The sequence below is a fragment of the Actinosynnema sp. NPDC002837 genome (genome assembly GCF_040295345.1).
Classification (GTDB): Bacteria; Actinomycetota; Actinomycetes; order Mycobacteriales; family Pseudonocardiaceae; genus Actinosynnema.
The window spans coordinates 24,390-49,668 of the sequence record NZ_JBEOVG010000028.1 but is presented as its reverse complement, the minus strand read 5'-3'; the positions used below and the strand labels follow the sequence as shown (position 1 = coordinate 49,668).

At 72.6% G+C, this 25,279-nt stretch carries 24 protein-coding genes and 1 riboswitch; of the genes, 13 read left to right on the top strand and 11 right to left on the bottom strand.

Going from position 1 to position 25,279, the window contains the following annotated elements:
* The first annotated feature begins 40 nt into the window (after nt 1–40).
* From ABTZ99_RS20695 to ABTZ99_RS20685, 3 genes are all read left to right on the top strand, one after another.
* Entirely contained in the window at nt 41–895 is an 855-nt protein-coding gene (locus ABTZ99_RS20695; protein ID WP_499613040.1) for a phosphotransferase, read from the top strand.
* Between the two features lie 180 nt (nt 896–1,075).
* Nucleotides 1,076–2,461, top strand: a complete 1,386-nt coding sequence (locus ABTZ99_RS20690; protein WP_498775766.1) for a sigma 54-interacting transcriptional regulator — start codon at nt 1,076–1,078, stop codon at nt 2,459–2,461.
* Nucleotides 2,458–4,392, top strand: a complete 1,935-nt coding sequence (locus ABTZ99_RS20685) for a vWA domain-containing protein (RefSeq protein ID WP_499613037.1) — start codon at nt 2,458–2,460, stop codon at nt 4,390–4,392. Before ABTZ99_RS20690 ends, ABTZ99_RS20685 begins: the two co-directional genes overlap by 4 nt.
* Before the next feature lie 46 nt (nt 4,393–4,438).
* On the opposite strand, the gene ABTZ99_RS20680 is transcribed toward ABTZ99_RS20685, so the two are convergent.
* From ABTZ99_RS20680 to ABTZ99_RS20670, 3 genes are all read right to left on the bottom strand, one after another.
* Nucleotides 4,439–5,755 (bottom strand): FG-GAP-like repeat-containing protein, encoded by a 1,317-nt coding sequence (locus ABTZ99_RS20680; protein WP_499613034.1) that lies wholly within the window; start codon nt 5,753–5,755, stop codon nt 4,439–4,441.
* 112 nt (nt 5,756–5,867) lie between these two features.
* The gene (gene ctaD, locus ABTZ99_RS20675) at nt 5,868–7,655 is read right to left on the bottom strand and encodes an aa3-type cytochrome oxidase subunit I (RefSeq protein ID WP_499613032.1); all 1,788 of its coding nucleotides are present in this window, start codon (nt 7,653–7,655) and stop codon (nt 5,868–5,870) included.
* Between the two features lie 70 nt (nt 7,656–7,725).
* Nucleotides 7,726–8,514: an SPFH domain-containing protein gene (locus ABTZ99_RS20670; RefSeq protein WP_498776124.1), complete on the bottom strand. Its 789-nt coding sequence runs from the start codon at nt 8,512–8,514 to the stop codon at nt 7,726–7,728.
* A gap of 98 nt (nt 8,515–8,612) precedes the next feature.
* Between ABTZ99_RS20670 and mshC the strand changes: the two genes are divergently transcribed.
* Complete coding sequence (gene mshC, locus ABTZ99_RS20665; protein WP_499613029.1) at nt 8,613–9,851, top strand: cysteine--1-D-myo-inosityl 2-amino-2-deoxy-alpha-D-glucopyranoside ligase; 1,239 nt, start codon at nt 8,613–8,615, stop codon at nt 9,849–9,851.
* 111 nt (nt 9,852–9,962) lie between these two features.
* On the opposite strand, the gene ABTZ99_RS20660 is transcribed toward mshC, so the two are convergent.
* Nucleotides 9,963–11,768, bottom strand: a complete 1,806-nt coding sequence (locus ABTZ99_RS20660) for a S8 family peptidase (RefSeq protein WP_499613026.1) — start codon at nt 11,766–11,768, stop codon at nt 9,963–9,965.
* A 193-nt stretch (nt 11,769–11,961) separates the two neighbouring features.
* Nucleotides 11,962–12,483 carry a GbsR/MarR family transcriptional regulator gene (locus ABTZ99_RS20655; RefSeq protein WP_498775778.1) on the bottom strand — a complete coding sequence of 174 codons (522 nt, stop codon included), beginning with the start codon at nt 12,481–12,483 and terminating at the stop codon, nt 11,962–11,964.
* 94 nt (nt 12,484–12,577) lie between these two features.
* Here ABTZ99_RS20655 and ABTZ99_RS20650 point away from each other — a divergent pair, with 94 nt between their 5' ends.
* The 4 genes from ABTZ99_RS20650 to ABTZ99_RS20635 are packed head-to-tail and all read left to right on the top strand — an operon-like array spanning nt 12,578 to nt 16,890.
* A complete protein-coding gene (locus ABTZ99_RS20650) occupies nt 12,578–13,495 on the top strand; it encodes an ABC transporter ATP-binding protein (RefSeq protein WP_499613023.1) in 918 nt (305 codons plus the stop codon).
* Nucleotides 13,492–15,084, top strand: coding sequence for an ABC transporter permease (locus ABTZ99_RS20645; RefSeq protein ID WP_499613020.1), 1,593 nt, complete (start codon nt 13,492–13,494; stop codon nt 15,082–15,084). The genes ABTZ99_RS20650 and ABTZ99_RS20645 overlap by 4 nt, the downstream gene beginning before the upstream one ends.
* 52 nt (nt 15,085–15,136) lie before the next feature.
* Entirely contained in the window at nt 15,137–15,694 is a 558-nt protein-coding gene (locus tag ABTZ99_RS20640; RefSeq protein WP_499613016.1) for an ArsR/SmtB family transcription factor, read from the top strand.
* Nucleotides 15,691–16,890 (top strand): MFS transporter, encoded by a 1,200-nt coding sequence (locus ABTZ99_RS20635; protein WP_499613013.1) that lies wholly within the window; start codon nt 15,691–15,693, stop codon nt 16,888–16,890. The genes ABTZ99_RS20640 and ABTZ99_RS20635 overlap by 4 nt, the downstream gene beginning before the upstream one ends.
* Here ABTZ99_RS20635 and ABTZ99_RS20630 read toward each other — a convergent pair.
* Together ABTZ99_RS20630 and ABTZ99_RS20625 are read right to left on the bottom strand one after the other, a co-directional pair.
* Entirely contained in the window at nt 16,844–18,007 is a 1,164-nt protein-coding gene (locus ABTZ99_RS20630; RefSeq protein ID WP_499613010.1) for an MFS transporter, read from the bottom strand. The genes ABTZ99_RS20635 and ABTZ99_RS20630 overlap by 47 nt on opposite strands.
* 109 nt (nt 18,008–18,116) lie before the next feature.
* Nucleotides 18,117–19,013, bottom strand: a complete 897-nt coding sequence (locus tag ABTZ99_RS20625) for a PAC2 family protein (RefSeq protein WP_498775791.1) — start codon at nt 19,011–19,013, stop codon at nt 18,117–18,119.
* A 190-nt stretch (nt 19,014–19,203) separates the two neighbouring features.
* On the opposite strand from ABTZ99_RS20625, the gene ABTZ99_RS20620 reads away from it, so the two are divergent.
* Nucleotides 19,204–19,455, top strand: a complete 252-nt coding sequence (locus ABTZ99_RS20620) for a homocysteine S-methyltransferase family protein (RefSeq protein WP_499613007.1) — start codon at nt 19,204–19,206, stop codon at nt 19,453–19,455.
* Between the two features lie 65 nt (nt 19,456–19,520).
* Nucleotides 19,521–20,186: an HAD family hydrolase gene (locus ABTZ99_RS20615; protein WP_498775795.1), complete on the top strand. Its 666-nt coding sequence runs from the start codon at nt 19,521–19,523 to the stop codon at nt 20,184–20,186.
* 14 nt (nt 20,187–20,200) lie between these two features.
* Here the strand turns inward: ABTZ99_RS20615 and ABTZ99_RS20610 are convergent, their stop codons facing one another.
* The 3 genes from ABTZ99_RS20610 to ABTZ99_RS20600 all read right to left on the bottom strand — a co-directional run bounded on the left by ABTZ99_RS20610 (nt 20,201) and on the right by ABTZ99_RS20600 (nt 22,042).
* A complete protein-coding gene (locus ABTZ99_RS20610; protein WP_498775797.1) occupies nt 20,201–20,935 on the bottom strand; it encodes a CbtA family protein in 735 nt (244 codons plus the stop codon).
* 11 nt (nt 20,936–20,946) lie between these two features.
* Nucleotides 20,947–21,132: a CbtB domain-containing protein gene (locus ABTZ99_RS20605; RefSeq protein ID WP_498775799.1), complete on the bottom strand. Its 186-nt coding sequence runs from the start codon at nt 21,130–21,132 to the stop codon at nt 20,947–20,949.
* Between the two features lie 31 nt (nt 21,133–21,163).
* A riboswitch (cobalamin riboswitch) is annotated at nt 21,164–21,347 on the bottom strand.
* 38 nt (nt 21,348–21,385) lie between these two features.
* On the bottom strand, nt 21,386–22,042 hold the full coding sequence (locus ABTZ99_RS20600; RefSeq protein WP_499613003.1) for a (2Fe-2S)-binding protein: 657 nt from the start codon (nt 22,040–22,042) through the stop codon (nt 21,386–21,388).
* An 18-nt stretch (nt 22,043–22,060) separates the two neighbouring features.
* Here ABTZ99_RS20600 and ABTZ99_RS20595 point away from each other — a divergent pair, with 18 nt between their 5' ends.
* Entirely contained in the window at nt 22,061–22,678 is a 618-nt protein-coding gene (locus ABTZ99_RS20595) for a LysE family translocator (protein ID WP_499613000.1), read from the top strand.
* A gap of 55 nt (nt 22,679–22,733) precedes the next feature.
* The gene (locus ABTZ99_RS20590) at nt 22,734–23,483 is read left to right on the top strand and encodes a nucleotidyltransferase domain-containing protein (protein WP_499612998.1); all 750 of its coding nucleotides are present in this window, start codon (nt 22,734–22,736) and stop codon (nt 23,481–23,483) included.
* A 17-nt stretch (nt 23,484–23,500) separates the two neighbouring features.
* Here ABTZ99_RS20590 and ABTZ99_RS20585 read toward each other — a convergent pair whose 3' ends face one another.
* Complete coding sequence (locus ABTZ99_RS20585) at nt 23,501–24,676, bottom strand: GNAT family N-acetyltransferase (RefSeq protein ID WP_499612995.1); 1,176 nt, start codon at nt 24,674–24,676, stop codon at nt 23,501–23,503.
* Between the two features lie 84 nt (nt 24,677–24,760).
* On the opposite strand from ABTZ99_RS20585, the gene ABTZ99_RS20580 reads away from it, so the two are divergent.
* Nucleotides 24,761–25,216: an N-acetyltransferase gene (locus ABTZ99_RS20580; RefSeq protein WP_499612992.1), complete on the top strand. Its 456-nt coding sequence runs from the start codon at nt 24,761–24,763 to the stop codon at nt 25,214–25,216.
* Nucleotides 25,217–25,279: the final 63 nt, after the last annotated feature.

Here is a 25,279-nt window from a genome sequence, read left to right as displayed (position 1 = left end):
GGGCGTTGATCCGGTTGTGCCCGCCCCTACCGTGGCACGGGTGGACGTCGAGGAGATCACCGAGCGGTTGACCCTGAGGTTCGGCCCTTCGGTGGCCGAGTGGTGCGCGCGCGTGCCGGAGCAGGCGGCCGAGGCCGCCGCCCGCTGGGACCTCACCTTGGGCGAGGTGATGCCGCCGGGTGCTTCGTCGGTCGTGGTGGCGTGCGCGCGGGGGGACGCGCCGCTGGTGCTGAAGCTGAGCCCGGACCCGGTGTTCCTGGCCGAGCAGGCGTCGGTGCTGCGGCACTTCGCCCCGTCCGGCCGCGTGCCGGCGGTACTGGCCGAGGCGGACGGAACGGTGCTGATGGAGGAGGTCCGACCCGGGACCCCGGCCGACGAACTGCCGGCCCCGCCGGCACCGCGGGAGTGGGCCGACCTGGTGGCCGCGCTGCACACCGCGCCGACCGGGGGACGGCGGTGGCTGACCCTGCGCGCCCGCTGCGAGGAGGCCTACACCCGCATCGGCCGCCGCCTGGCCGACCCCGCGGTGGCCGCCCACATCCCGCAGCAGACGTGGACCCGGGCCCTGGACCGCTGCCGGGCACTGCTCGACACCCAGCCGCACGTGCTGCTGCACGGTGATCTCCACCTGGGCAACGTCCTGAGCGGCGGAGACCTCCTGATGGCCATCGACCCGCGGCCGTGCGTGGGCGACCCGTGCTTCGACGTCGTGGACTACGCCCTGGCCGGCGCGGGCCACGAGGGCGTGGCCGAACGCGCGACCGCCGTGGCCGAGGAGGCCGCCCTGGACCCCGACCGGCTGCACGAGTGGTGCCGAGCCCTGGCCCCGATGGCCGCCATCGCCTACCTGGACGACGAGGCGACCCGAACGGACCTGCTCACCCTGGCCCGCTGAACCGTCCGACTCGGCTGAACCCGCCGATGCTTCGCAGGAGTCCCCGCCCAGGGGACCCCTGTTCTCATTCTCCCAGAAGGGTCCGACAATTCGCGGGGCCGAAGCGTCCACCAGGGGCGAAACCCGAGGTGGAGTGGGTTCACGTCGACCGACGGCCCGCCAGTGCGTAACTTCGGTGGAGTGACCTCTGACCTTCCCACCACCGCAGGCGCCCTCCGCGCGGCCGGTCATCTGCCGCGCGGGGTCAAGGCCGAGATCCGGGAGAACCTCCTGGCCGCCCTCCGCGACGGCCGCGACCCGTGGCCCGGCATCGTCGGCTTCGACCGCACCGTCCTGCCGCAGCTGGAGCGCGCCCTCCTCGCGGGGCACGACGTGGTGCTCCTCGGCGAACGGGGACAGGGCAAGACGCGGCTCCTGCGCACCATCGTCGGCCTGCTCGACGAGTGGACCCCGGTGATCGAGGGCGCCGAGCTGAACGAGCACCCGCTCGACCCCATCACCCCCGAGTCGAAGCGCCGCGCGGAGGAACTCGGCGACGAGCTCCCCGTCACCTGGAAGCACCGGGACGAGAGGTTCGCCGAGAAGCTCGCCACCCCGGACACGAGCGTCGGCGACCTGGTCGGCGACGTCGACCCGGTCAAGGTCGCCCAGGGCCGCAGCCTCGGCGACCCGGAGACCATCCACTACGGCCTGCTGCCCCGCTCCCACCGCGGCGTCATCGCCGTCAACGAGCTGCCCGACCTGGCCGAACGCATCCAGGTCGCGCTGCTGAACGTGATGGAGGAACGCGACATCCAGATCCGCGGCTACACGCTGCGGCTCCCGCTGGACGTCCTGCTCGTCGCCACCGCCAACCCCGAGGACTACACCAACCGCGGCCGGATCATCACGCCGCTCAAGGACCGCTTCGGCGCGGAGATCCGCACCCACTACCCGCTGGAGATCGGCGCCGAGGTCGAGCTGGTCCGCCAGGAGGCCCACCTGGTCGCCGAGGTCGGCGACCACCTGCTGGAGGTCATCGCCCGGTTCGTGCGGCACCTGCGCGAGTCGTCCGCGATCGACCAGCGCTCCGGCGTGTCGGCCAGGTTCGCGGTCGCGGCGGCGGAGACGGTGGCCGCCAGCGCCCTGCGCCGCAGCGCGCTGATCGGCGAGAACCCGCCCATCGCCCGCCCGGTCGACCTGGAGTCGGTCACGGAGGTGCTGCGCGGCAAGCTGGAGTTCGAGGCCGGCGAGGAGGGCCGCGAGCAGGAGGTGCTGGTCCACCTGCTGCGCCGGGCGACCGCGGACGCGGCGCGGTCCACGTTCGCGGGGATCGACCTGCGGCCGCTGGCCGAGCTGGTGTCCGACGGCCACCCCGTGGCCACCGGTGAACGCGTGCACCCCGGCGACATGCTGGCCGCGCTGCCCGAACTGCCCTTGCTGCACGACGTGGCGCAGCGGGTCGGCGCCGGGCCCAAGGACCCGGCGGGACGCATCGCGTCGGCCGTCGAGCTGGCGTTGGAATCGCTCTACCTCACCCGTCAGCTGTCCAAGGACAGCGACGACGACCGGACGGTGTACGGATGAGCGCCTACCGGTACGGCCGGTACGTCGACGGGCCCGACCCGCTCGCCCCGCCGACCGACCTGCGCGCGGCCATGGACGAGCTCGGCCGCGAGGTCATGGAGGGCTCCTCACCCGCCTCGGCGCTGCGCGAGCTGCTGCGCCGGGGCCTGCCCGGCACCCGCGGCCTGGACGACCTGACCGCCCGGCTGTGGCAGAAGCGCGCCGCGCTGACCCGGCGTCACCGGCTCGACGGCACGTTGCAGGAGATCCAGCGGCTGCTGGAGGAGGCGTTGGCCGCCGAACGGGCCGCGCTGTTCCCCGACCCGGACGACGAGGCGCGGTTCCGCGAGGCCCGGCTGGACGCGTTGCCGCAGTCGACCGCGGCGGCCGTGAGCGAGCTGGCCGAGTACGACTGGCGCTCCCCACAGGCCCGTGAGTCCTACGAGCAGATCCGCAACCTGCTCGGCCGCGAGCTGATGGACCAGCGTTTCCAGGGCATGAAGCAGGCCATGGAGAACGTCCGGCCCGAGGACGTGCAGCGCATCCAGTCCATGCTGGACGACCTCAACGGCCTGCTCGCCGCGCACGCCGCCGGCGAGGACACGGGCGAGCGGTTCGAGCGGTTCATGCGCGAGCACGGCGAGTTCTTCCCGGAGAACCCGGAGTCGGTCGACGAGCTGATCGACGCGCTGGCCGCCCGGTCCGCCGCCGCCCAGCGCATGATGAACTCGATGTCCGAGGAGCAGCGCCAGGAGCTGTCGTCGTTGTCGCAGCAGGCGTTCGGCAACTCGGGCGTCGGCTCGCAACTGTCCCGGTTGGACGCCCTGCTGCAAGGGCTGCGGCCGGGGGAGGACTGGGACGGCTCGGCGCGGTTCCGCGGCAACAACCCGCTGGGCCTGGGCGAGGGCGCGCAGGCGATGGCGGACCTGGCCGAGCTGGACGCGTTGGCCGAGCAGCTCTCGCAGGGCTACCCCGGCGCGCGGCTGGAGGACATCGACTTGGAGGCGCTGGTCCGGCAGCTCGGCGCGGAGGCGGGCGTCGACGCGCGGCGGCTGGCCGAGCTGGAACGCGAGCTGCGGTCGCAGAACCTGCTGGAACGCGCGCCGGACGGCTCGCTGCGGCTGACGCCGAAGGCGTTGCGGCGGTTGGGCGAGACGGCGTTGCGCGGCGTGCTCGACAGCGCCCGCGAGCAGGGTCAGCGGGACAACTCGTCCGCCGGCGCGGCCGGTGAGCTGATCGGGTCGACCCGGCCGTGGCGGTTCGGGGACACCGAGCCGTGGAACGTGCCGCGGACCGTCACCAACGCCGTGCTGCGGTCTGCGGGCGGCCCGGTCGAGCTCGACGTGGTCGACGTCGAGGTGAGCGAGACCGAGCAGCGGTCACGAGCGGCGGTCGCGCTGTGCGTGGACACGTCCTGGTCGATGGTGCAGGACGGCCGGTGGGTGCCGATGAAGCGCACCGCGCTGGCGTTGCACCACCTGGTGCGGACCAGGTTCCGCACCGACGCGCTGGAGCTGATCACGTTCGGCCGGCACGCCGAGACCGTCGACATCGGCCGGCTCACCGCCCTGGAAGGGGTGTGGGAGCAGGGCACGAACCTGCACCACGCGCTGCTGCTGGCGGGGCGGCACGTCCGCAAGCACCCCGACGCGCAGCCGGTGGTCCTGGTGGTCACCGACGGCGAGCCGACCGCGCACCTGGAGGCGACCGGCGACGCCGAGTTCCAGTACCCGCCGCTGCCGCGGACCATCGGCAAGACCCTGGTCGAGGTCGACAACCTGGCCCGGCTCGGCGCGTCGATCACGGTGTTCCGGCTCGGCGACGACCCGAGGCTGACCAGGTTCGTCGACACGGTGGCCCGGCGGTCCGGCGGCCGGGTCGTCGCACCCGGCGAGGACGGCCTGGGCGCGGCCGTGGTCAGCGACTACCTGCGGTCCCGCAAGCGCCGCTGACGGGAGGGTGGCGCGTCCCCGGCCGGGTCCGCGCCACCCCCGGAGGTCACATCACGTGCGGGAACGCGCCCCAACCGTGTCCGAGCTGCTTCGGTGACGAGAGCGCCAGGCCGTTGTTCGGGTAGTAGTGCAGGTCGCCTGCGGCGTCGACGCCGAGCACGTCGGCGTGCCCGTCACCGCTGAAGTCGGACGCGAAGACCTGCTTGAACGCGCCCCAGCCGTGGCCGATCTGCTTGGGCGTGGAGAGGGCCAGGCCGTTGTTCGGGTAGTAGAGGAGGTCGCCGGCGGCGTTGACGCCGAGCACGTCGGCGTGTCCGTCGCCGCTGAAGTCGGCTGCCATGACGTGGCTGAACGAGCCCCAGCCGTGGCCGATCTGCTTGGGCGTGGAGAGTGCGAGGCCGTTGTTGGGGTAGTAGAGCAGGTCGCCGGCGGCGTTGACGCCGAGCACGTCGGCGTGGCCATCGCCGCTGAAGTCGGCTGCCATGACGTGGGAGAACGAGCCCCAGCCGTGCCCGATCTGCTTCGGTGACGAGAGCGCCAGGCCGTTGTTCGGGTAGTAGAGGAGGTCGCCCGCGGCGCTGACGCCGAGCACGTCCGCGTTCCCGTCGCCGCTGAAGTCCGCGGCCGTGACCTGGGAGAACGAGCCCCAGCCGTGGCCGATCTGCTTGGGCGTGGAGAGTGCGAGGCCGTTGTTGGGGTAGTAGAGCAGGTCGCCTGCGGCGTTGACGCCCAGCACGTCGGAGTGGCCGTCGCCGCTGAAGTCCGACACCCGTTCGAGGTCGGGCTCCTCCTGGCAGTTGCGGCTCGTGACGTCACGCCAGGTCCGCGAGGCCCCGGTGTAGGTGACCCCGTCGAACGTCGCCGCCACGCGCTCCGCGCCGGCGAAGCCCCAGGTGGCGCTGCCGTCGCCGTTCGCGTCGAAGCCCTGCTCGTAGTGCAGGTGCGGGTGGCCGTTGGAGGTGGGGCCGCTCTTGCCGACCCGCCCGATCAGCTGACCCCGGGCGACTCGCGCGCCGACCCCGACCGCGCGCGAGTCGAGGTGGATGTAGGTGGTGAAGTGGCCGCCGCCGTGGTTGATCTGGATCAGGTGGCCGGCGTTGTCGTGGTAGGTGGACTTGTTCACCGTGCCGGCCGCCGGCGCCAGCAGCGCCGCGCCCAGCGTGCCGACCTGGTCCGGCTCGCGCACCATGTCGAGCGCGGGGCTGTGCGCCCAGGTGTCCAGCCGCCACTCCTGCCCGCACGCGAACGGCAACTGGAACGACGGCGCGGCCTGCGCCGGTGACGCGAACACCACCAGCCCGGCCGCGGCGGCCAGGCAAGCGCTCACGGCGGCACGCAGCCGTGCCGTTCTGCCTCGTGACATCCGAGGTCCTCCCCAACGGTCGTCCGGAAACCCCGTCCCGACTGGGACACATCACCGTAGGGAAGCAACCAGGTGCCCGACTATCAGGCGAACGCCCGACAATGCGGCCGGCTCAGTCCTGCCGGTCCTCCTTGACCTCGTCCTTCGTCCCGCGCTCCCGCTCGGTCGAGGCGAGGGCCTTCTCGGTCGTGGCGTCGGGTTCGACCCGGTGCTTGCCGGGCCGCAGCGAGAAGTGGGACTCGTCGCGCATCCGCTCCACCATGTGCGGGTAGTGCAGCTCGAACGCGGGCCGCTCGGACCGGATCCGCGGCAGCTCGGTGAAGTTGTGCCGCGGCGGCGGGCACGTCGTCGCCCATTCGAGGGAGTTGCCGAAGCCCCACGGGTCGTCGCGCTCGGCCGGGTCGCCGAACCGGTAGCTGCGCAGCACGTTCCACACGAACGGCAGCACGGACGCGCCCAGCAGGAATGCCCCGATCGTGGAGATCGTGTTCATCAGGGTGAAGCCGTCGCCGGGCAGGTAGTCGGCGTACCGGCGGGGCATGCCGATGTTGCCGAGCCAGTGCTGGATCAGGAACGTGCCGTGGAAGCCCAGGAACGTGGTCCAGAAGTGCAGCTTGCCCAGCGGCTCGTTGAGCATCCGCCCGGTCATCTTGGGGAACCAGAAGTACAGGCCCGCGTAGGTGGCGAACACGATCGTGCCGAACAGCACGTAGTGGAAGTGGGCCACCACGAAGTACGTGTCGGTGACGTGGAAGTCCAGCGGCGGCGACGCCAGGATGATGCCGGTCAGCCCGCCGAGCAGGAACGTGATGAGGAACCCGATGCTGAACAGCATCGGCGTCTCCAGGGTGATCGACCCCTTCCACATGGTGCCGATCCAGTTGAAGAACTTGATGCCGGTGGGCACCGCGATTAGGAACGTCATCAGCGAGAAGAACGGCAGCAGCACCGCTCCGGTGGCGAACATGTGGTGCGCCCACACCGCCACCGACAGCGCGGCGATGGCGAACGTGGCGAAGACCAGTCCTTTGTAGCCGAACAGCGGTTTGCGGCTGAACACCGGGAAGATCTCCGACACGATGCCGAAGAACGGCAGCGCGACGATGTAGACCTCGGGGTGGCCGAAGAACCAGAACAGGTGCTGCCACAGGATCACGCCGCCGTTGGCGGGGTCGAACACGTGCGCGCCGAGGTGCCGGTCGGCGGCCAGGCCCATCAGCGCGGCGGTGAGGATCGGGAACGCCAGCAGGATCAGGATGCTGGTGACGAAGATGTTCCAGGTGAAGATCGGCATCCGGAACATGGTCATGCCGGGCGCGCGCAGGCAGCACACCGTCGTGACCATGTTGACCCCGCCGAGGATCGTGCCGAGGCCGGACACCGCCAGCCCCATGATCCACAGGTCCGGCCCGATGCCCGGGCTGTGGATGGCGCTGGTCAACGGCGTGTAGGCGGTCCAGCCGAAGTCCGCCGCCCCGCCGGGGGTGAGGAAACCGGCCATCACGGTCAGCCCGCCGAACAGGAACAACCAGTAGGAGAACGCGTTGAGCCGGGGGAACGCCACGTCCGGCGCGCCGATCTGCAGCGGCAGGATGTAGTTGGCGAAGCCGAACAGGATGGGCGTCGCGTACAGCAGCAGCATGATCGTGCCGTGCATCGTGAACAGCTGGTTGTACTGCTCGTTGGACAGGAACTGGAGCCCCGGCCGGGCCAGCTCGCCGCGGATGAGCAGGGCCATCACGCCACCGACCATGAAGAACATGAACGACGTGACCAGGTAGAGGATCCCGATCTGCTTCGGGTCGGTCGTGCGGAGCAGCCCCAGCAGCACCGAGCCCTTGGACCGTCGTCGGGCCGCACCCGGGTGGGTGATCACCGGTTCCGGCTTGAGCGCGGTCATGCCGCCTCCCTCGTCCTGACGACGTGAGCCAGACCACATCGTCCCCCCGTCCGTCGCACGGGGCAAACGCTCAGCCCTGCTTGGGCACCGTGACCTGCTGTTCTATCGCGCCCGACGCCCGTTCGAGGAAGCGGAGCAACTCGACCGGGAACGGCAGCACCAGGGTCGAGTTCTTCTCCGCCGCCACCTCGACGATGGTCTGCAGCAGCCTGAGCTGCAGCGCGGCTGGCGTGGCGGACATGGCCGCGGCGGCCTCGGACAGCTTCTTCGACGCCTGCAGCTCGCCGTCGGCGGTGATGATGCGCGCCCGCCGCTCCCGCTCCGCCTCGGCCTGCCGCGACATGGACCGCTTCATGCTCTCCGGCAGCGCCACGTCCTTGATCTCGACCCGGTCGATCTCGATGCCCCAGGACACCGCCGGGTTGTCGATCATCAGCTCCAGGCCCTGGTTGAGGCGTTCCCGGTTGGACAGCAGGTCGTCCAGCTCGCTCTTGCCGATGATCGAGCGCAACGACGTCTGCGCGACCTGGAGCATGGCGAACCGGTAGTCCTCGACCGTGACGACGGCGCGCACCGCGTCGACCACCTTGAAGTACACGACGGCGTCCACGCGCACGGTGACGTTGTCGCGGGTGATGCCGTCCTGAGCCGGGATGGGCTGGGTGACGATCTGGAGGTTCACCTTCCGCAGCCGGTCGATGCCCGGCACGACCATGGTCAGCCCCGGCCCGCGCAGCGCCGGTCGCACCCTGCCGAAGCGGAACACCAGGCCCTGCTCGTACTGCTTGACGATGCGCGCGCTGCTCGCGAGGCCGACGGCGAACAGGCCCAGCGCGCCGATGACGATGTCCAGGATCATCGCGACCATCTCCCAGGTCCCCTGGTCAGAGGGTACGCCCGCGTCCCGCGGTGCGGACGCTTCGTGGCCCGTCCGACCGGCGAGTTAGGGTCGTTCACATGCAGACCTGGTCATCCACTCCTGTCCCGCGGGTAGCGGGGGAGCCGCGCCCGTTGCGGCTGTTCGACACCGCCACCGGTGAGGTGCGCCCGACCGCCCCCGGCGCCACCGCCAGGCTGTACGTCTGCGGCATCACCCCGTACGACGCCACGCACCTCGGGCACGCGGCCACCTACCTGGCGTTCGACCTGGTCCACCGGGTGTGGCTGGACAACGGCCACGACGTGCACTACGTGCAGAACGTGACCGACATCGACGACCCGCTGCTGGAGCGGGCCGAGCGCGACCAGGACGACTGGGTGGTCCTGGGCATGCGGGAGACCGCGCTGTTCCGCGAGGACATGGTGAGCCTGCGGGTGCTGCCGCCGCGCGACTACGTGGGCGCGGTCGACGCGATCCCCGAGGTGGTCGAGGTCATCGGGAAGCTGCTGGCCGGCGGCGCGGCGTACCGGGTCGACGACCCCGAGCACCCGGACGTCTACTTCGACCACACGGCGACCGGGCGGTTCGGCTACGAGTCGAACTACGACCTGGAGACGATGGCCAAGTACTTCGCCGAGCGCGGCGGCGACCCGGACCGGCCCGGCAAGCGCCACCCGCTGGACGCGCTGCTGTGGCGCGCCGCCCGGGCGGGCGAGCCGTCGTGGCCGTCGGAGCTGGGCCCCGGCCGCCCCGGCTGGCACATCGAGTGCAGCGCCATCGCGCTCAACCGGCTCGGCACGTCGTTCGACGTGCAGGGCGGCGGGTCGGACCTGATCTTCCCGCACCACGAGTTCTCCGCCGCGCACGCCGAGGCGGCGACCGGCGAGCACCCGTTCGCCCGGCACTACGTGCACGCGGGCATGATCGGGCTGGACGGCGAGAAGATGTCCAAGTCGCGCGGCAACCTGGTCTTCGTGTCCAAGCTGCGGGCGCAGAAGGTCGACCCGAACGCGGTGCGGCTGGCGTTGTTCGCGGGCCACTACCGCACCGACCGGACGTGGAGCGACCGCCTGCTGGCCGAGGCCGAGGCGAGGCTCGCGAAGTGGCGGCTCGCGGCGGCCCTGTCGACGGGGCCGAGCGCGGTCGCCACCGTCGCCCGCCTGCGCGACCACCTCGGCGACGACCTCGACACGCCCAAGGCGCTGGCCGCGCTGGACGCGTGGGCGGCCGAGGCCCTCTCGACCGGCGGCTCGGACCACGCGGGCCCGACCCTGTTCCGCGCCGCGGCCGACTCGCTGCTCGGCGTGGAGCTCTAAAGCCCCGCGGAAGGGGCTTGACCGGACCCGCCCGCACCTCCTGCCGCGCGTAGTGGCGACACGCGAACGGGGCCGTCCCGAAGTGGGGCGGCCCCGCCGGTCACGTCACGCTCAGACGTCGAGCGTCCAGCTGTTGATGTAGCCCGTGTCCAGGTACGCCTGGTCGCGGACGCGCAGCTTCCAGGTGCCCGCGGCGGCCTCGGAGGAGGCGTTCACGGTGAAGGTGCGGTTGATGTTGTCGGTGCCGCCGCCGCTGCGGTTGTGCAGGTTGTACACCGTGCCGTCCGGCGCGACCAGGTCGACGACGAGGTCACCGATGTAGGTGTGCACGATGTCGACCTGCACGCTCGTGGTCGCCGAGGCGTTCGTGGCGCAGGTCAGCGCGATCGGGCTGCTCACGTCGGAGTTGTCGCCGATCGTCACGTCGGTGCCGTTGGTGACCGCGTCGCAGGACCCGCCGGTGGACGTGACCGTCCACGTGAACGTGGTGCTGCCGGTGCGCGACGCCGAGTCGGTCGCCGTCACCGTCACCGAGGACGTGCCGGTGGCCGTCGGCGTGCCGCTGACCAGGCCCGAGGAGCTGATCGACAGGCCGGCCGGCAGGCCGGTGGCCGAGAACGTGTACGGCACGGTGCCGCCGCTCGCGGACAACTGCAGGCTGACCGCCGTGCCGACGACGGTCGACTGGTTGCCCGGGTTGGTCACGGCCGGGCCGCCGGGGGTCGACGTGCCGGTGAACAGCAGCTTGTTCGGCGAGCCGGTGCCCGGGCTGGTGACCTTGTCGGAGGTGGCGGCGGCGACGATCGCCGCGTTCACCGTCGGCGGGGTCGCGGTCGGGTTGTCCGCCAGGTACAGCGCGGCGGCGCCGGCCACGTGCGGCGAGGCCATCGACGTTCCGCTGATCGTGTTCGTGGAGGTGTCGTTGGTCATCCACGCCGAGGTGATGTTCTGGCCGGGCGCGAACAGGTCGGTGCAGGTGCCGTAGTTCGAGAACGAGGCGCGCGCGTCGGTGTTGGTGGACGCGTTCACGCTCAGCGCCTCGGCGACCCGCGCCGGGGAGTAGTTGCACGCGTTGGCGTTGGAGTTGCCCGACGCGACCGCGTAGGTGATGCCCGCGGCGATGGAGTTGCGCACCGCGGTGTCCAGGGCGGTGTCGACGCCGCCGCCGAGCGACATGTTGGCGACCGCGGGCTTGACGGCGTTCTGGGTGACCCAGTTGACGCCGTTCACCACGCCCGCCGTGGTGCCGGAGCCGGCGCAGTTGAGCACCTTGACCGCGATCAGCCGCACGCCCTTGGCGACGCCGTGCGCGGTGCCGCCGACGGTGCCGGCGACGTGGGTGCCGTGGCCGTTGCAGTCGGTGTTGTTCGTGTCGACCGTGTTGGTGCCCCAGGTCGCCCGGCCGCCGAAGTCGGAGTGGGTCGTCCGGATGCCCGTGTCGATGATGTACGCCCGCACGTTGCTCGCGGTCGTGGCGTAGTTGTAGGCGCTGTCCAGCGGCAGGTTGCGCTGGTCGATGCGGTCCAGGCCCCACGACGGCGGGTTCGGCTGGACCGCGTCGATCGAGATCGGCAGGTCGGCCTGCACGAACGCGACCCGCGGGTCGGCGGCCAGGCGCCTGGCCTGCGCCGCGGACATGGTGGCGTGGAAGCCGTTGAGCGCGTGCTGCCAGGCCACGCGGACCTGGCCGCCGTACTTGTCGACCAGCGAGGACGCGGTCGAGGCGGAGGCGGATCTCGGCGACGACGCGTCGTTGAGGGCCACGATGTAGGAGCCGGGGACGGCGTCGGCGCGCTCGGCGCCGAGCACGTCGCCCTCGGCCGCCGCCACGCCGACGTTCGCGAAGGCCAGCGCGGCGGCCGACACGGCGGCCAGGCCGAGCACGGCCAGTCTTCTGGTGGTTCGGGCGTCTCCCATGGAGGGTTCTCCCTTTGGGCAGGGCTGCGCGGCCGTGCCGGGCGGGTGCGCCGGTCGGCCGTGCGATGCAGGGGATGGGAACGTCCGCGCGAACGGGTGGAGCGACCTGGTCACATGCATGGTCGGGACAAAACCGGTCGCCCGTTAGCGCCGATAGTCGTAACTACGTCGAATCAGGTTCGATCCAGCACGATCACGAGGGTTCGGAGGGCCGGTCGGGTGAACCCGGCGCGCCCAGTCGCTCGTCCCGGTACGTCCGCCAGTGCTTGAGCATGTTCGGCAGCTCGGCGTGGAAGAACTCGAAGAACATGAGGGTCTCGGTGATCCGCCTGCCCGCGGGCGTGTCGGCGCCGAGCGCGCTGATGCCCTCCTTGAGCGGCCCGGTCATCCGGCGGAGCATCTCGTCGCGGCGGAACAGCGCCTCGTACCAGAGGTCGTCGAGCACGCGGTAGATGTCGCGGCGCGTGCCCGTCTCCCGCTCCCGGCTCACCAGGCCGACCTGGGTGAGGTACCGGACCGCGCCGGAGATGGCGGCGGGGGAGACGCGCAGCAGGTCGGCCAGCTCGGCGGAGGTCATCTCGCCGGAGTCGGCGGCGAGCAGCGCGACGAACACCCTGGCGGGCATCCTCGCCATGCCGGACTCGGTGAACACCGAGGAGAAGCGCTCGATGAAGCGCAGCACGGCCTGGTCGTCCCGCTCGTCCACCTGTGTCACCGCCGGATCATCCCTTCGAGGTCCGCTGACCGGGTGGCAGTTTATACGCTTCCTTAACTTCACGACTTTGTGAAATGACTGTAACTTACCGTCCATGACTGCTGCCATATCCGTGTCGGGCCTGGTCAAGACCTTCGGCCCGACGCGTGCGCTCGACGGTCTCGACCTGACCGTCCGCGAGGGGGAGGTGCACGGCTTCCTCGGCCCCAACGGGTCGGGCAAGTCAACCACCATCCGCGTCCTGCTGGGCCTGCTGCGCGCCGACGCGGGCTCCGCGTCGCTGCTGGGCGGCGACCCGTGGCGCGACACGGCCGAGCTGCACCGCAGGCTCGCCTACGTGCCCGGCGACGTGAGCCTGTGGCCGAACCTGACCGGCGGCGAGGTGATCGACCTGCTGGGCAGGCTGCGCGGCGGGCTGAACGAGAAGCGCCGCGCCGAGCTGCTGGAGCGCTTCGAGCTGGACCCGCGCAAGAAGGGCCGCGCCTACTCCAAGGGCAACCGGCAGAAGGTGGCCCTGGTCGCGGCGCTGGCCTCGGACGTGGAGCTGCTGATCCTGGACGAGCCGACCTCCGGGCTCGACCCGCTGATGGAGGCCGTGTTCCAGGAGGCGGTGAACGAGCTGCGCGGCGAGCGGACCGTGCTGCTGTCCAGCCACATCCTGGCCGAGGTCGAGGCGCTGTGCGACCGGGTCAGCATCATCCGCAACGGCCGCACCGTCGAGACCGGCACGTTGGCCGACCTGCGCCACCTCACCCGCACCAGCGTCTCCGCCGAGCTGGTCGGCGAGCCGTCCGGGCTGGCCGGGCTGACCGGCGTGCACGACCTGGTGGTCGAGGGGAACCGGGTGCGGTTCGAGGTCGACACCGACCACCTGGACGCGGCGCTGCGCGCGTTGGTCGCCAGCGGGGTCCGCACGCTGACCAGCCAGCCGCCCACGCTGGAGGAGCTGTTCCTGCGCCACTACGAGGACGAGCTGCCCGCCGGGCAGGCCGAAGGGGCGATGTCGTCGTGACCGGCCTCGGCTCGCTGGTGCGCCTGGCGCTGCGCCGCGACCGGCTGCTGCTGGCCGTCTGGACCCTCGGCCTGGTCGGCATCACGCTGTCGACCGCGTCGACCGTGGGCGAGCTGTACGGCTCGCCCGAGTCGCGGCAGCAGCTGGGCGCGACGGCGGGCAGCAACCCGGCGTTCCTGGCCATGCTGGGCCCGCTCTACGACGCGTCGACGACCGGCGGCGTGCTGGCCTGGCGGTGGGGCGTGTTCGGCGCGCTGCTCGTCGGCCTGATGTGCCTGTTCCTGGTCACCCGGCACACCAGGGCGGAGGAGGAGTCGGGCCGGCTGGAGCTGATCGGCTCGGCCGTCGTCTCCCGGCACGCGCCGCTGGCCGCCGCCGTGGTGGTGGCGCTGCTGGCGAGCACCGTGATCGGCCTGCTCGTCGCGCTCGGCCTGACCGGTCTCGGCGAGTCGGCGTCCGGGTCGTTCGCGCTCGGCCTCGCGTTCGCGTCCGTCGGCTGGGTGTTCACCGGCGTCGGCGCGGTCAGCGCGCAGCTGTCCGAGAGCGCGCGCACGGCCAACTCGATCTCCGGCGCCGTGCTCGGTGCCGCCTACCTGCTGCGGGCCGTCGGCGACGCGGCGGGCGACGAGGGGCCGACGTGGCTGACCTGGCTGTCGCCGCTGGGGTGGCTGGAGCTGACGAGGGCGTTCGCGGGCGACCGGTACTGGGTGCTGCTGCTGCCGGTGGCGTTGTTCGCGGTGCTGATCGCGGTCGCGTCGACGTTGGTGACCAAGCGCGACCTCGGCGGCGGCCTGCTGCCCACCCGGCTCGGCCCGGCCCGCGCGCCCGGCTCGCTGGGCAGCGCGTTCGGCCTGGCCTGGCGGTTGCAGCGGGGCATGCTGATCGGCTGGACGCTGAGCCTGTTCGTGCTCGGCGCCGTCTACGGGTCGGTCGCGCGCGGCGTCGAGCAGATGCTGGAGGCCAACCCGGCGTTGCAGAAGATCATCGCGCAGCTGGGCGGCGCCGGCGCGATCGTCGACGTCTACCTGGCGTCGATCATCGGCATCATCGCCCTGTTCAGCGCGATCTACGTGGTGCAGTCGACGTTGCGGCTGCGCACCGAGGAGACCGAGTTCCGGGCCGAGCCGGTGCTGGCCACGCCGGTCAGCCGGTTCGCGTGGGTCGGCGGCCACCTGCTGTTCGCGACCGTCGGCACGGCCGTCGTGCTGGCCGCCGCGGGCCTGGGCGCGGGGCTGGTGCACGGCGCGCGCGTCGGGGACGTCGGCGGCCAGGTCGTGCGGTTGGTCGGCGCGGCGTTGACGCACGTCCCGGCGGTCTGGGTGGTCGCGGGCCTCGCGCTGGCGCTGTTCGCGCTGGCGCCGAAGCTGGCGTCGGCGAGCTGGGCGGTGATCGTGGTGTTCCTGGTGCTCGGCCAGCTCGGGCCGCTGCTCCAGCTCGACCAGTGGGCCATGGACCTCTCGCCGTTCACGCACATCCCCAAGGTTCCGGGCGCGGACGTGACCGCGACGCCGCTGCTGTGGTTGACGCTGGTCGCGGCGGCGCTGGTGGCGGTCGGCTTTGTCGGGTTCCGGCGGCGGGACGTCGGCTGAGGATCTGAAAGGACTCTTTCGAAAGAACTCTTTCAGGTATACCGTCGGGGCCATGGATCTCCCAGGGCCCCGACGGGTCACCGATGCCGACGCGCTGAAGGCGATGGCGCACCCGCTGCGCGTGTCGCTGCTGAACCACCTGCTGGCGGTCGGTCCCCGCACGGCGAGCGAGTGCGCCGAGGCGGTCGGGTCGACCGCCTCCAACTGCAGCTGGCACCTGCGGCAGCTGGCGAAGTCCGGTTTCGTCGAACGGGTCGAGGCGGGCGACGGGCGGGAACGGCCGTGGCGGGCCACCTCGGTCGGCTACGACGTCGGCGCGTTCGACGACGACCCGGAGGTGCGCACCCAGCAGGACGCGCTGATCGCGTTGGGCCTCAACGAGGACAACCGGCTGGTCCAGCGCTTCCTGGACCGGCAGCACGAGCTGCCGCGCGAGTGGCTGGAAGCCTCCGCGATGCACGGCTACACGGTCAACGTGACCGCCGAGGAGCTCTCCGGCCTGGTCGGCATGATCGACGACATCCTGCGGCCGTACCTGGTGCCGGTGCGCCGGGACGTGCCCGAGGGGGCGCTGCCCGCGCACGTCGGGATCCGGGCGTTCCCGCGGTGAACGGGCCGCTGGGTGTGCCCGCGTTCCGCCGGCTGTGGGTCGCCGGGTTCGTCTCCGAGATCGGCGACTGGGTGCTGCTGGTCGCGCTCCCGGTCTACGTGTACCAGCGCACCGGCTCGGCGGCGGCGACCGCGACGACGTTCGTGGTGGCGCTGCTGCCGAGCCTGGCGCTGTCGCCGCTGGCCGGCGTGCTGGCCGACCGGTGGGACCGGCGGAAGCTGATGCTGCTGGTGAGCCTCGCGCAGGCGGTCGCCCTGCTGCCGCTGCTGACCGGCGACCTGGTGCTGGTGAACGTGGTCACGGCGGTGCAGGCCGCGTTGGCGGCGTTGTTCGAACCGGCCAAGAACGCGTTGCTGCCGACGCTGGTGCCGCGGGACCAGGTGCCGGCGGCCAACGGGCTGGTGGGCCTGAACGCCAACCTGGCGCGGCTGGTCGGCGCCTCGCTCGGCGGCCTGCTCCTGGGGTACACCGGGCTGGCGGGCGTGGTGCTGGCGGACGTGGCGTCGTTCCTGCTCGCGGCGGCCCTGCTGGCGACCCTCGGCACGGAGGACCCCGTCCGTGCGGCGGGGAAACCCGCGTGGCGGGCCTGGCTGGACGGCCTGCGGGAGATCCGCGGCCCGTTGCGGCCGATGGTCGCCGTGGTCGTGTTGATGGCGACCGGCCAGGGCCTGTTCGTGGTGCTGTTCGTGGTGTTCGTGACCGAACGGCTCGGCGGCGGGGCGGCCGAGGTGGGGTTGCTGCGCGGCGTGCAGGCGGTGGGCGGGTTGCTCGGCGGCCTGCTGGTCGGCGCGCTGGCCCGCCGGCTCGAGCCCGGCAGGCTCCTGGGCGTGTCGCTGGTCGGCTTCGCCGCGGTCGCCGCGCTCGGCTGGAACGGGCCGCACGTGACCACCGCGCTGGTGTTCTACCTGGCCGCGTTCGTGGTGGTGGGCGTGCCGGGCGTGATCGCGGGCGCCGGGATGATGTCGGTGCTCCAGTTGCACGCCTCCGACGAGGTGCGCGGCCGGGTGATGGCGACGTTCGTCAGCCTCTACGACGGCGGTCAGGCGCTCGGCATGGTGCTCGCCGGCGCCCTCACGCCCGTGCTCGGCCTGTCCGCGCTGCTCAACGGCCAGGCCGCGCTCTACCTGGCGGCCGGCGTGCTGGCGCTGCTCACCCTCGGCACCCGGGTTCCGGCCAGGGGCGTGACCGGCGGCTGAGCAGCAGGACGGGCGGGACGGCCAGCACCAGCCCGGCGGGCACGAGGAACGCGCTCACCGGGTCGAGGGCGTACAGCGGCACGAACGCCACCGGCGACACCGCGCCACCCAGGAACCGCAACGACTGCACCACCGACACCGACCCGCCCCGGTTCGCCTCGTCCGAGGACAGCACCAGCGCGTTCAGCCCGACGACCACCGCCTGGCTGAACGCGCCCGCCGCCGCCCACGACAGCCCGACCGCGACCACCGACGGCAGCACGCCGACGCCGACCAGCAGCACCCCGCCGACCGCCGCGCCGACCACCGCCCACCGCCGCGCGCCGAACCGGTCGATCGACCACCCCGTCAGCCGTGCGGTGAAGATCCCGACCAGCCCGAACCCGGTCAGCACCAGCCCTCGTTGCCCCGCGCTCAACCCGAACGAGTCACCCAACCGCAGTGCCACCAGGAACGACAGCCCGCCCAGGCAACCCCAGGCCACGAACCCGACCGCGGCCGGCCGCAACGTCCGGGCCCGCCAGGCGCTGCGCAGCCGGGGACGTGCGGCGTCGCGCGGCAGGTCGGCGGGCAACCCGACCACCGCCAACGCGCCCGCCACCACCGCCGCGCCGACGAACGCCCACCGCCACGACGCCTCGGCCGCGAGCCCGCCCAGCAACGGCGCGGAGGTCTGCCCGGCGGCCTGCGTGGACGCGAACACGCCCAGCGCCCGCCCCAACCGGGCCTTCGGCGTCACCGCCGCGATCGCCGCCAGCAGCAGGGGAGTGGTGAACGCGTTGGCCGCACCCTGCACGGCCCGCCCGCCCATCAACACGGGGAACGACCACGACACCGCGCACAACGCGGAGGCCAGCACGTAGACGGCGTACGCGACGCGGACGGTCCGTCGTGCGCCCCACCGTTCACCCAACGTGCCGGAGACCAGCATGAGCAGCGCGAACGGCACGAGGTACCCGGTCAGCGTGGCCGCCGCCGCACCGGCGGAGATGCCGAAGTCCCCGCCGACCTCGGGCAGCACGGACGTGGTCATCGCGCCACCGAAGGGCCCGAGGAACCCACCGGCGTACAACGCCGCCACCCGGACCCGGGACTTGTCCACAGGAGCCGGTTTCACCGGCGACATCGTCGGTCCTGCGCGGCAGGGTAAAAGCAGGGGTCCCCTCGGCGAGTACCTCCGCGAAGCCGCGCGGTTCGGCAGGTCCGGGTCGTCGGGTCGGGCGGAGTCACATCCCGGTCGGCCCGCGGCCCGGCCCGCGGCCACGCCGCCGCAGGTACCGCTCGAACTCGGCCGCGATCGCGTCACCGCTCGCCTCGGTGATCTGGAGCTCCGCGTCCCCGCGCTCCTCCAACGCCCGCACGTAGTTGCGCACGTCCTCGTCCTCGTCGGCCATCTCGCTGACCGTGCGCTCCCACTCCTCGGCCTGCTCGGGCAGCGCGCCGAGCGGCACCTCGACGTCCAGCACCTCCTCGACCCGGTGCAGCAGCGCCAGCGTCGCTTTCGGCGAGGGCGGCTGGGACACGTAGTGCGGCACGGCCGCCCAGAACGAGATCGCGGGCACGCCCGCCTGCACGCACAGGTCCTGGAACACGCCGACGATCCCGGTCGGCCCCTCGTACCGCGACCGCTCCAGCCCGTACTTCGCCGCCGCCGCCTCGTCGTACGCCGTCCCCGTCACGGGCACCGGCCGGGTGTGCGGGGTGTCCATCAGCAGCGCACCCAGCGTGACCACGGTGGTCACGCCCAGGTCCTCGATGTGGCCGAGCAGCTCGGCGGCGAACTTCCGCCACCGCATGTTCGGTTCGATCCCGTGCACGAGCACCACGTCGGTGGACGACCCGGGCGGGCGGCAGACCGACAGGCGGGTCGTCGGGAATTCAACCCGTCGGGTGACACCGTCCACCAGTCGGACGGTGGGTCGGGTCACCTGGAAGTCGTAGTAGTCGTCCGGATCGATCTCCGCCAACGGCGTCGCGTCCCACGTGAGTTGCAGGTGTTCGATCGCCGTGCTGGCGGCGTCGCCAGCATCGTTCCACCCCTCGAACGCCGCCACCATGATCGGGTTGGTGAGCGGTTTGCTGGGGTCGAAGGGGGTCTGGGCGGCCTGGTCCGGATCGGTCACGCGGCCAGACTACGACCCCTGCCGCACACCCGACGCCGTAGGCTTGGCGCATGTCGGTTCGTGTCCCGCCGCCTTCCCCGGGCGCGCCCGCCGACCGCGTCCACCTCACGGCGGGCGTCACGGGCCCCGAGCCCCGGCCCGCCTGTCCGAACCACGATGATTTCGCAGGTCACGAGGGTGCGACGAGATCGTGGACGTGATCACGTCCGAGGTCGCGCGCCAAGCCCGCCGCGGCCACCACGAAGCCGGCGCGGACGTCGTGAAGACCAACACCTTCGGGGCCGATCCCGTCGAGCGGGACGTCACGGAGAAGATCGTCGGATTGTCACGTCGGGGTGCCGAACTCGCACGTGAGGCCGTGCCGGGCACGGCGGCGGGTTCGTCCTCGACCCGGCCGGACCGGGCGCCGACCCTCCCACCCTCGGTCACGCTCCGTGCGTAACAGTCCGGGATACTTGCGTCGAACAGGTGAAGGACACGACCACGCGTGATCAACGAAGGACGTACATGACGGTCGAGGCTGTGCTGTGGGACATGGACGGCACGCTGCTGGACTCCGAGAAGCTGTGGGACATCCCGCTCTACGAGTTCGTCGAGAAGCTGGGCGGCACGCTGTCGCTCGCGACCAGGCAGGCGATGGTCGGGTCGAGCGTGCCCCGGACGATGTCGATGCTGTTCGCGGAAGTGGGCGTCGAGCGGCCGTCCGAGGAGGACGTCGCCGACGGCGCGGCGTGGATCATGCGGCGCACCGAGGAGGTGTTCCGCGCCGGGCTGCCCTGGCGGCCGGGCGCGCGTGAGGCGTTGCGCGCGGTCCGCGACTCGGGCGTGCCGATGGCGCTGGTGACGTCGACCGAGCGGCAGTTGACCGAGGTCGCGCTGGACACCATCGGGCGCGACCTGTTCGACGTCACGGTGTGCGGCGACGAGGTGGACCGCCGCAACAAGCCGCTGCCCGAGCCGTACCTGAAGGCCGCCCGGCTGCTCGGCGTCGACCCGACCCGGTGCGTCGCGATCGAGGACTCGCCGACCGGCGTCGCCTCCGCCGTGGCCGCCGGCTGCACGGTCCTGGTCGTGCCGTGCGACGTGCCGGTCGAGCCGGGCGAGCGCCGCGTGTTCCGGGAGTCCCTGGTGGGGGTGGACCTGGAGGCGCTCGCCCGGCTGCTGGACGGCTGAGACCGACCAGCCTGCTAGACGGCCGACCTGGCCCGTCTCGTGGCCGGGTCGACCAGCAGGCCGAACACGACGCCGAGGCCGAGCCACAGCGTGGCCGTCTCGGCGAGGGAGGCCAGCCGGAACTCCCACAGCACGCTGCCCGGCAGGTCGGACGGCACGGCGTCCGGCGTCGCCGGGAACGCGACCAGCAGCACGACCACCGCCGCCACCACGGCCGAGGCCACGGCGGTGGCCCGGACCGGCGTGCCGAGGCGGCCCAGCCGGGAAGCCAGGTAGCTCGCACCGACCGCGACCAGCAGCCCGGCCGCGATCAGCCCCAGGTAGAGCACCGTGCGGTACTCGACCGTGTCCGGGTCGCCCACCGCCGGCGGGTTGGCCGGGTACTTCACCGCGGGCAGCAGCGCCGCCGCCCCGAACGCCGCCGCCGACAGCGCCACCGCCCGGACGAACGGCGCCTTCGAGGCGAACCAGCGCCGCGACCCCGCGTAGGCGGTGGCGAACAGCGCGCCGACGGCGACGCCCACCACGACCGCGGCGAGCACACCGCCGACCACCTGCGTGCCGCGGCTGAACAGCTCGCCGTGCCCGTGACCCGCGTCGGGCGCCGCGGGCCGGGCCTGCTCGACGGCCAGCGCCGCCCGGATCGGCGCCTCGACCACCAGCACGCCGACCAGGCCCGCGAGCAGCCCGGCCACCGCGCCCGCGCCGAGACCGCGCAGCAACAGGCCCTTGTAGGTGTTCGTCGACATGGCGCCCGCGCCTAGTGGCACGGGACGCCGAGCGCGTGGCGCCCGTCGTGGAAGAACTCGTGCACGGTCTCGGCGGCGTGGCCGAGCGCGATGCCGTTCTCCTGCAGGACCAGCCAGGTCACGGTCAACGCGACCAGCGCGACGGCGTAGGCCCACTTGGGGACGGGAGTGGAAAGGGGGTGCGCGGGGCTCGTCATGACGGCCTCCTCCATACCTCGTGGAAGGTCAACAACAACTCGTGCCGCAGCCGGTCTCCTGACTCCCGGATCGACGCCGTCCCCGCGTCTTCCCAGCCGCTGAGCGCGGCCAGTGACGTTCTCGGCGGGTTGGCTCCCCGGTCACAGTGGCGAGGACCGCGCCGGATTCACACCGGCTTCCCGTCCACTGCGGCGCTGCGACCGTAGAGGTGGATCGAGGGCCGGCACAACCGACCAGACGAGTTGTCGTCGCTCACCTCCGACGAGCCGGCAACGGGCAGTCACCGCACGTGCCGCCGCCGTCGAGCCGGTAGTACAGGCAGCAGCTGCGCCGCCGGAACGCGATCTCGCCGGGGAACGGGATGAACTCGCCGGTGTCCTTGAGCGGTGGGTCGGCGAACAGCTCGGCGGCCAGCGCGTCGCAGTCGACGCCGCTGCGGCTGATCGTGCGCAGCGCGCCCGCCATAGACGACCCCGCGTTGCCCCACAGCAGGCCGCGGGCCACCGGCGTGACCGCGTGCACCGCCTCGACCACCGGCTCCAGCGACTCGGCGATGCCGACGCCGGTGACGGGGTCCTTGAGCCGGACCTGGAGCCCTTCGGGGGTGTAGCGCCACCACAGGTTGGCCGGGCGGATGTCGGGCACGTCGCCGCCGACCGCGCGTGCGGCGACGACCGGGCTCAGCAGCCGCGCGGTGTAGCCGAGGAAGAACAACGACGCGGCGACCCGCCGTTCCCCGGTGCGGTACCGGGCGGAGATCCGGTCGAGGGCGTCGGGCAGGGCGGGGCCGTGCGACAGGGCCGCGCCGTCGTGCCAGCTGTCGTCGGGCCGGCCGACGTCCAGGGCGAAGAACGGGCTGAGGCCGCGGATCTGCCGCAGGGTGGCCAGGACTCGGGCGAACTCGGACACGTGACCTAGTCTGCCGCCGTGGACGCACTGGGGTTGGGACTGGCCCTCGGCCTGGCCGCGAGCATCAGCCCCGGTCCGCTGTTGGTGCTGGTGGTGTCGTCGGCGCTGCGGTCGGGCTGGAGGGCCGGCGCCCTGACCGCCTGCGCGCCGCTGCTGTCGGACGCCGCCGTGGTCGCCGTGACCCTGCTCCTGCTGGACCGCCTGCCGGAGCGGGCGCTGGGCGTGCTCGGCGTCGTCGGCGCGGTGTTCGTCGTGTGGACCGGCGTGCAGACCGTCCGCGACGCCCGCTCGGCCTCACTGACCGCCCAGCCCTCGCCCGACCAACCTCCGCCGGATGCCGCGGCCCTGCGCCGAGCGGTGCTGGTGAACCTGCTCAGCCCGCACCCGTGGATCGCGTGGGCGACCGCGCTCGGCCCGCTCACCATCACCACTTGGCGCACGTCAGCGATCGCGGGCGTGGCGTTGCTGACCGGGTTCTACCTCACCCTGGTCGGCGGCAAGGTCGTGATCGCCCTGCTCGTCGCACGTGGACGCCGCAGGCTCGGCGACACCGGCTACCGTCGCACGCTCGCCGCCACCGGCGTGCTGCTCGTGCTCGCGGGCGTGGCGATGGGAGTCGAGTTCGCGACCCTCTGACGGAGAATTCGGCTGACGCGGCCCCCGGCCGGCGGCTATGCATGTCGCCGTGCCCATGACCGACGAAACGTTCCTCGACCACGTCGCCGACCGGCTCGCGGCCCTGCCCGCCGTGCACGCCGTCACCCTCGGCGGATCGCGTGCCCAAGGCACCGGCACCCCGGACAGCGACTGGGACCTCGCCGTCTACTACCGGGGCGCCTTCGACCCCGCCGACCTGCGCGCGGTCGGGTGGGAGGGGCAGGTCTCGGAGATCGGCGAGTGGGGCGGCGGCGTCTTCAACGGCGGAGCCTGGCTCACCGTGGACGGCCGGCGCGTCGACGTCCACTACCGCGACCTCGACGTGGTCGAGCGCGAACTCGCCGAGGCCGAGCAGGGCCGCTTCCACTGGGAGCCGCTGCTGTTCCACCTCGCCGGCATCCCCAGCTACCTGGTCGTCGGCGAGCTCGCGCGGCACCGGGTGCTGCGCGGCGACCTGCCCCGCCCGACCTACCCGGAGGCGCTGCGCGCGGCGGCGCCCGCGGTCTGGCGCGAGAAGGCGGCCTTGACGCTGGACTACGCCCTCTCCGCGCACGCGCCGAGCGGCCGGCTGGCCGAGGTCGCGGCCACGCTGGTCACCGCCGCGCTCCAGACCGCGCACGCCGTGCTCGCCGCACGCGGTCAGTGGACGACGAACGAGAAGCGGCTGTTGCAGGAGGCCGGACTGCGCGGTGTCGACGAGATCGTCGCGGGACTGCGGCCGGAACCCGAGGCGTTGACCCGGGCGATCACCGAGGCGCGCGAGCTGTTCCGGGCCGCCACCTGACCTGGCCGCCGCCTGACCTACGGCAGGTAGAACGTCATCAGGTCGCCGCGCACCGGCGGGAACAGGGCGTGCATCAGCTCGGCGTTCGGGCCCGGGTACACGTCCGGCTCCCGCGCGGTCAGGCCGCGCAGACCGTGCGGGCCGAACAGCAGCGACGCCAGCAGGTCCGGCGCCACGCCGCCGCCACCCGCCGCGCCCGGCGCCTGCATCCGCCCGCCGGCCACCACGGGACCGACCTCGCCCGCCTTGAACGGCAGCCGCACGTGCGACCCGTAGAACGAGACCACCGCCTTGCCCTCCCGGTCGCCGAGCCCGGCCTCCCGCAACCGCCGCCCGAACACCGGCCGCAGGTGCTCCAGCACCGCCACCGGGTCGCCGATCCGCACGTAGTACGAGGCCGCGTCCGGCTCCGCGAGCCCGAGGAACGGCTCCAGCGCCTCACCCGCCACCGACCCCGGCCGCTCGGTCACCTCCTCGGCACCGGTCAACGCGAGCAGCGCGTGCGCCGCCGCCTCGTCGACGGCCGCCACCTCGCACAGCCGCGCGCCTTCGTCCGGCGGGGTGGTGCGACCCGTGGCGACCGGCACGCCGTCCCGCTCCACCAGCCACTGCGTGCTGCCGTCGCGGGCCACCAACCACCGCCACAGGCCGGGGGAGTGCGGCATCCGCAGGTCGGCCCGCGCCTGCTCGGCGTCCTGGAGCCGGGCCATCGCCGGGATGTCCTCGGCACCCGCTTCGCGCAACGCGTGCCCACCGCCGTCGGGACGGCCCGTCACCGGCCGGGTGGCCGAGATCGGGATCGCGTACGTGTAGCCGAACCGGCGGTAGAAGTACGGGATGCCGAGCATCACGTTCACCAGCTGGCCGCGCGCGGCGGACCGCTCGTGCGCCCACCCCATCAGCGCGCGCACCAGCCCGCGGCCCTCGTAGGCGCGGTCGGTGGCGACCAGCTCGACCTGGCCCGCCGGGATCTCCAGCCCGTCGAGCACCAGCGTCTCGTCCAGCAGGGTCGCGGTGGACACGACCTTGTCGCCGTCCACGACGACCGCGCACGCCTCCCAGCCCGCGTCCGGGTCCTGGACCACCAGGCGGTGGTCGACGGCGTCGGCCGGTTCGCCGCGGTCGACGAGCAGCGCGCCGATCTGCTCGAGGTCTTCGGGGCGCGCGGTCCGCAGCACCAGCCCATCGGTCATCGGTGCAGTGTGTGGGGTGTGTCGGAAATCGCGCCATCGGTTTTTCGGTGGCGGTCGCGCCCCGGCCGACGCAGAATCCGCGCCATGCCGTGGCTGCCCGCTGACTTCGCCCACCCGACGCACGTCCCGCTCGACGCCGAACACCACTTGCGGCCCATCCGCGAGTCCGATGTGGACGTCGACTACCCCGCCGTGATGGGCTCCCAGGAGCGGTTGTGGTCGCGGTACGGCGAGAAGTGGGGCTGGCCGCCCGCCGACATGACCTACGAGCACGACCGCGTCGACCTCGCCCGGCACGAACGGGAGCAGGACGCGCACGAGTCGTTCAACTACGCCCTCTTCAACGCCGACGAGACCGAGCTGTACGGCTGCGTCTACATCGACCCGGTCGAGGACCCCGGGCGCAGCGCCGACGCGCGGATCTCGTGGTGGGTGGTGGACGACCGCGTGGGCACCGACCTGGAGCGCGCGCTGGACGCGTTCGTGCCGAAGTGGATCGCGCAGGTGTGGCCCTTCACCGACCCGCACTACGGGATCTAGCGCCCGCGCCCGCCGGACCGGGGTCCTGGGTGCCTGCGACCGTTCGGGGGATGGGAGGATCAG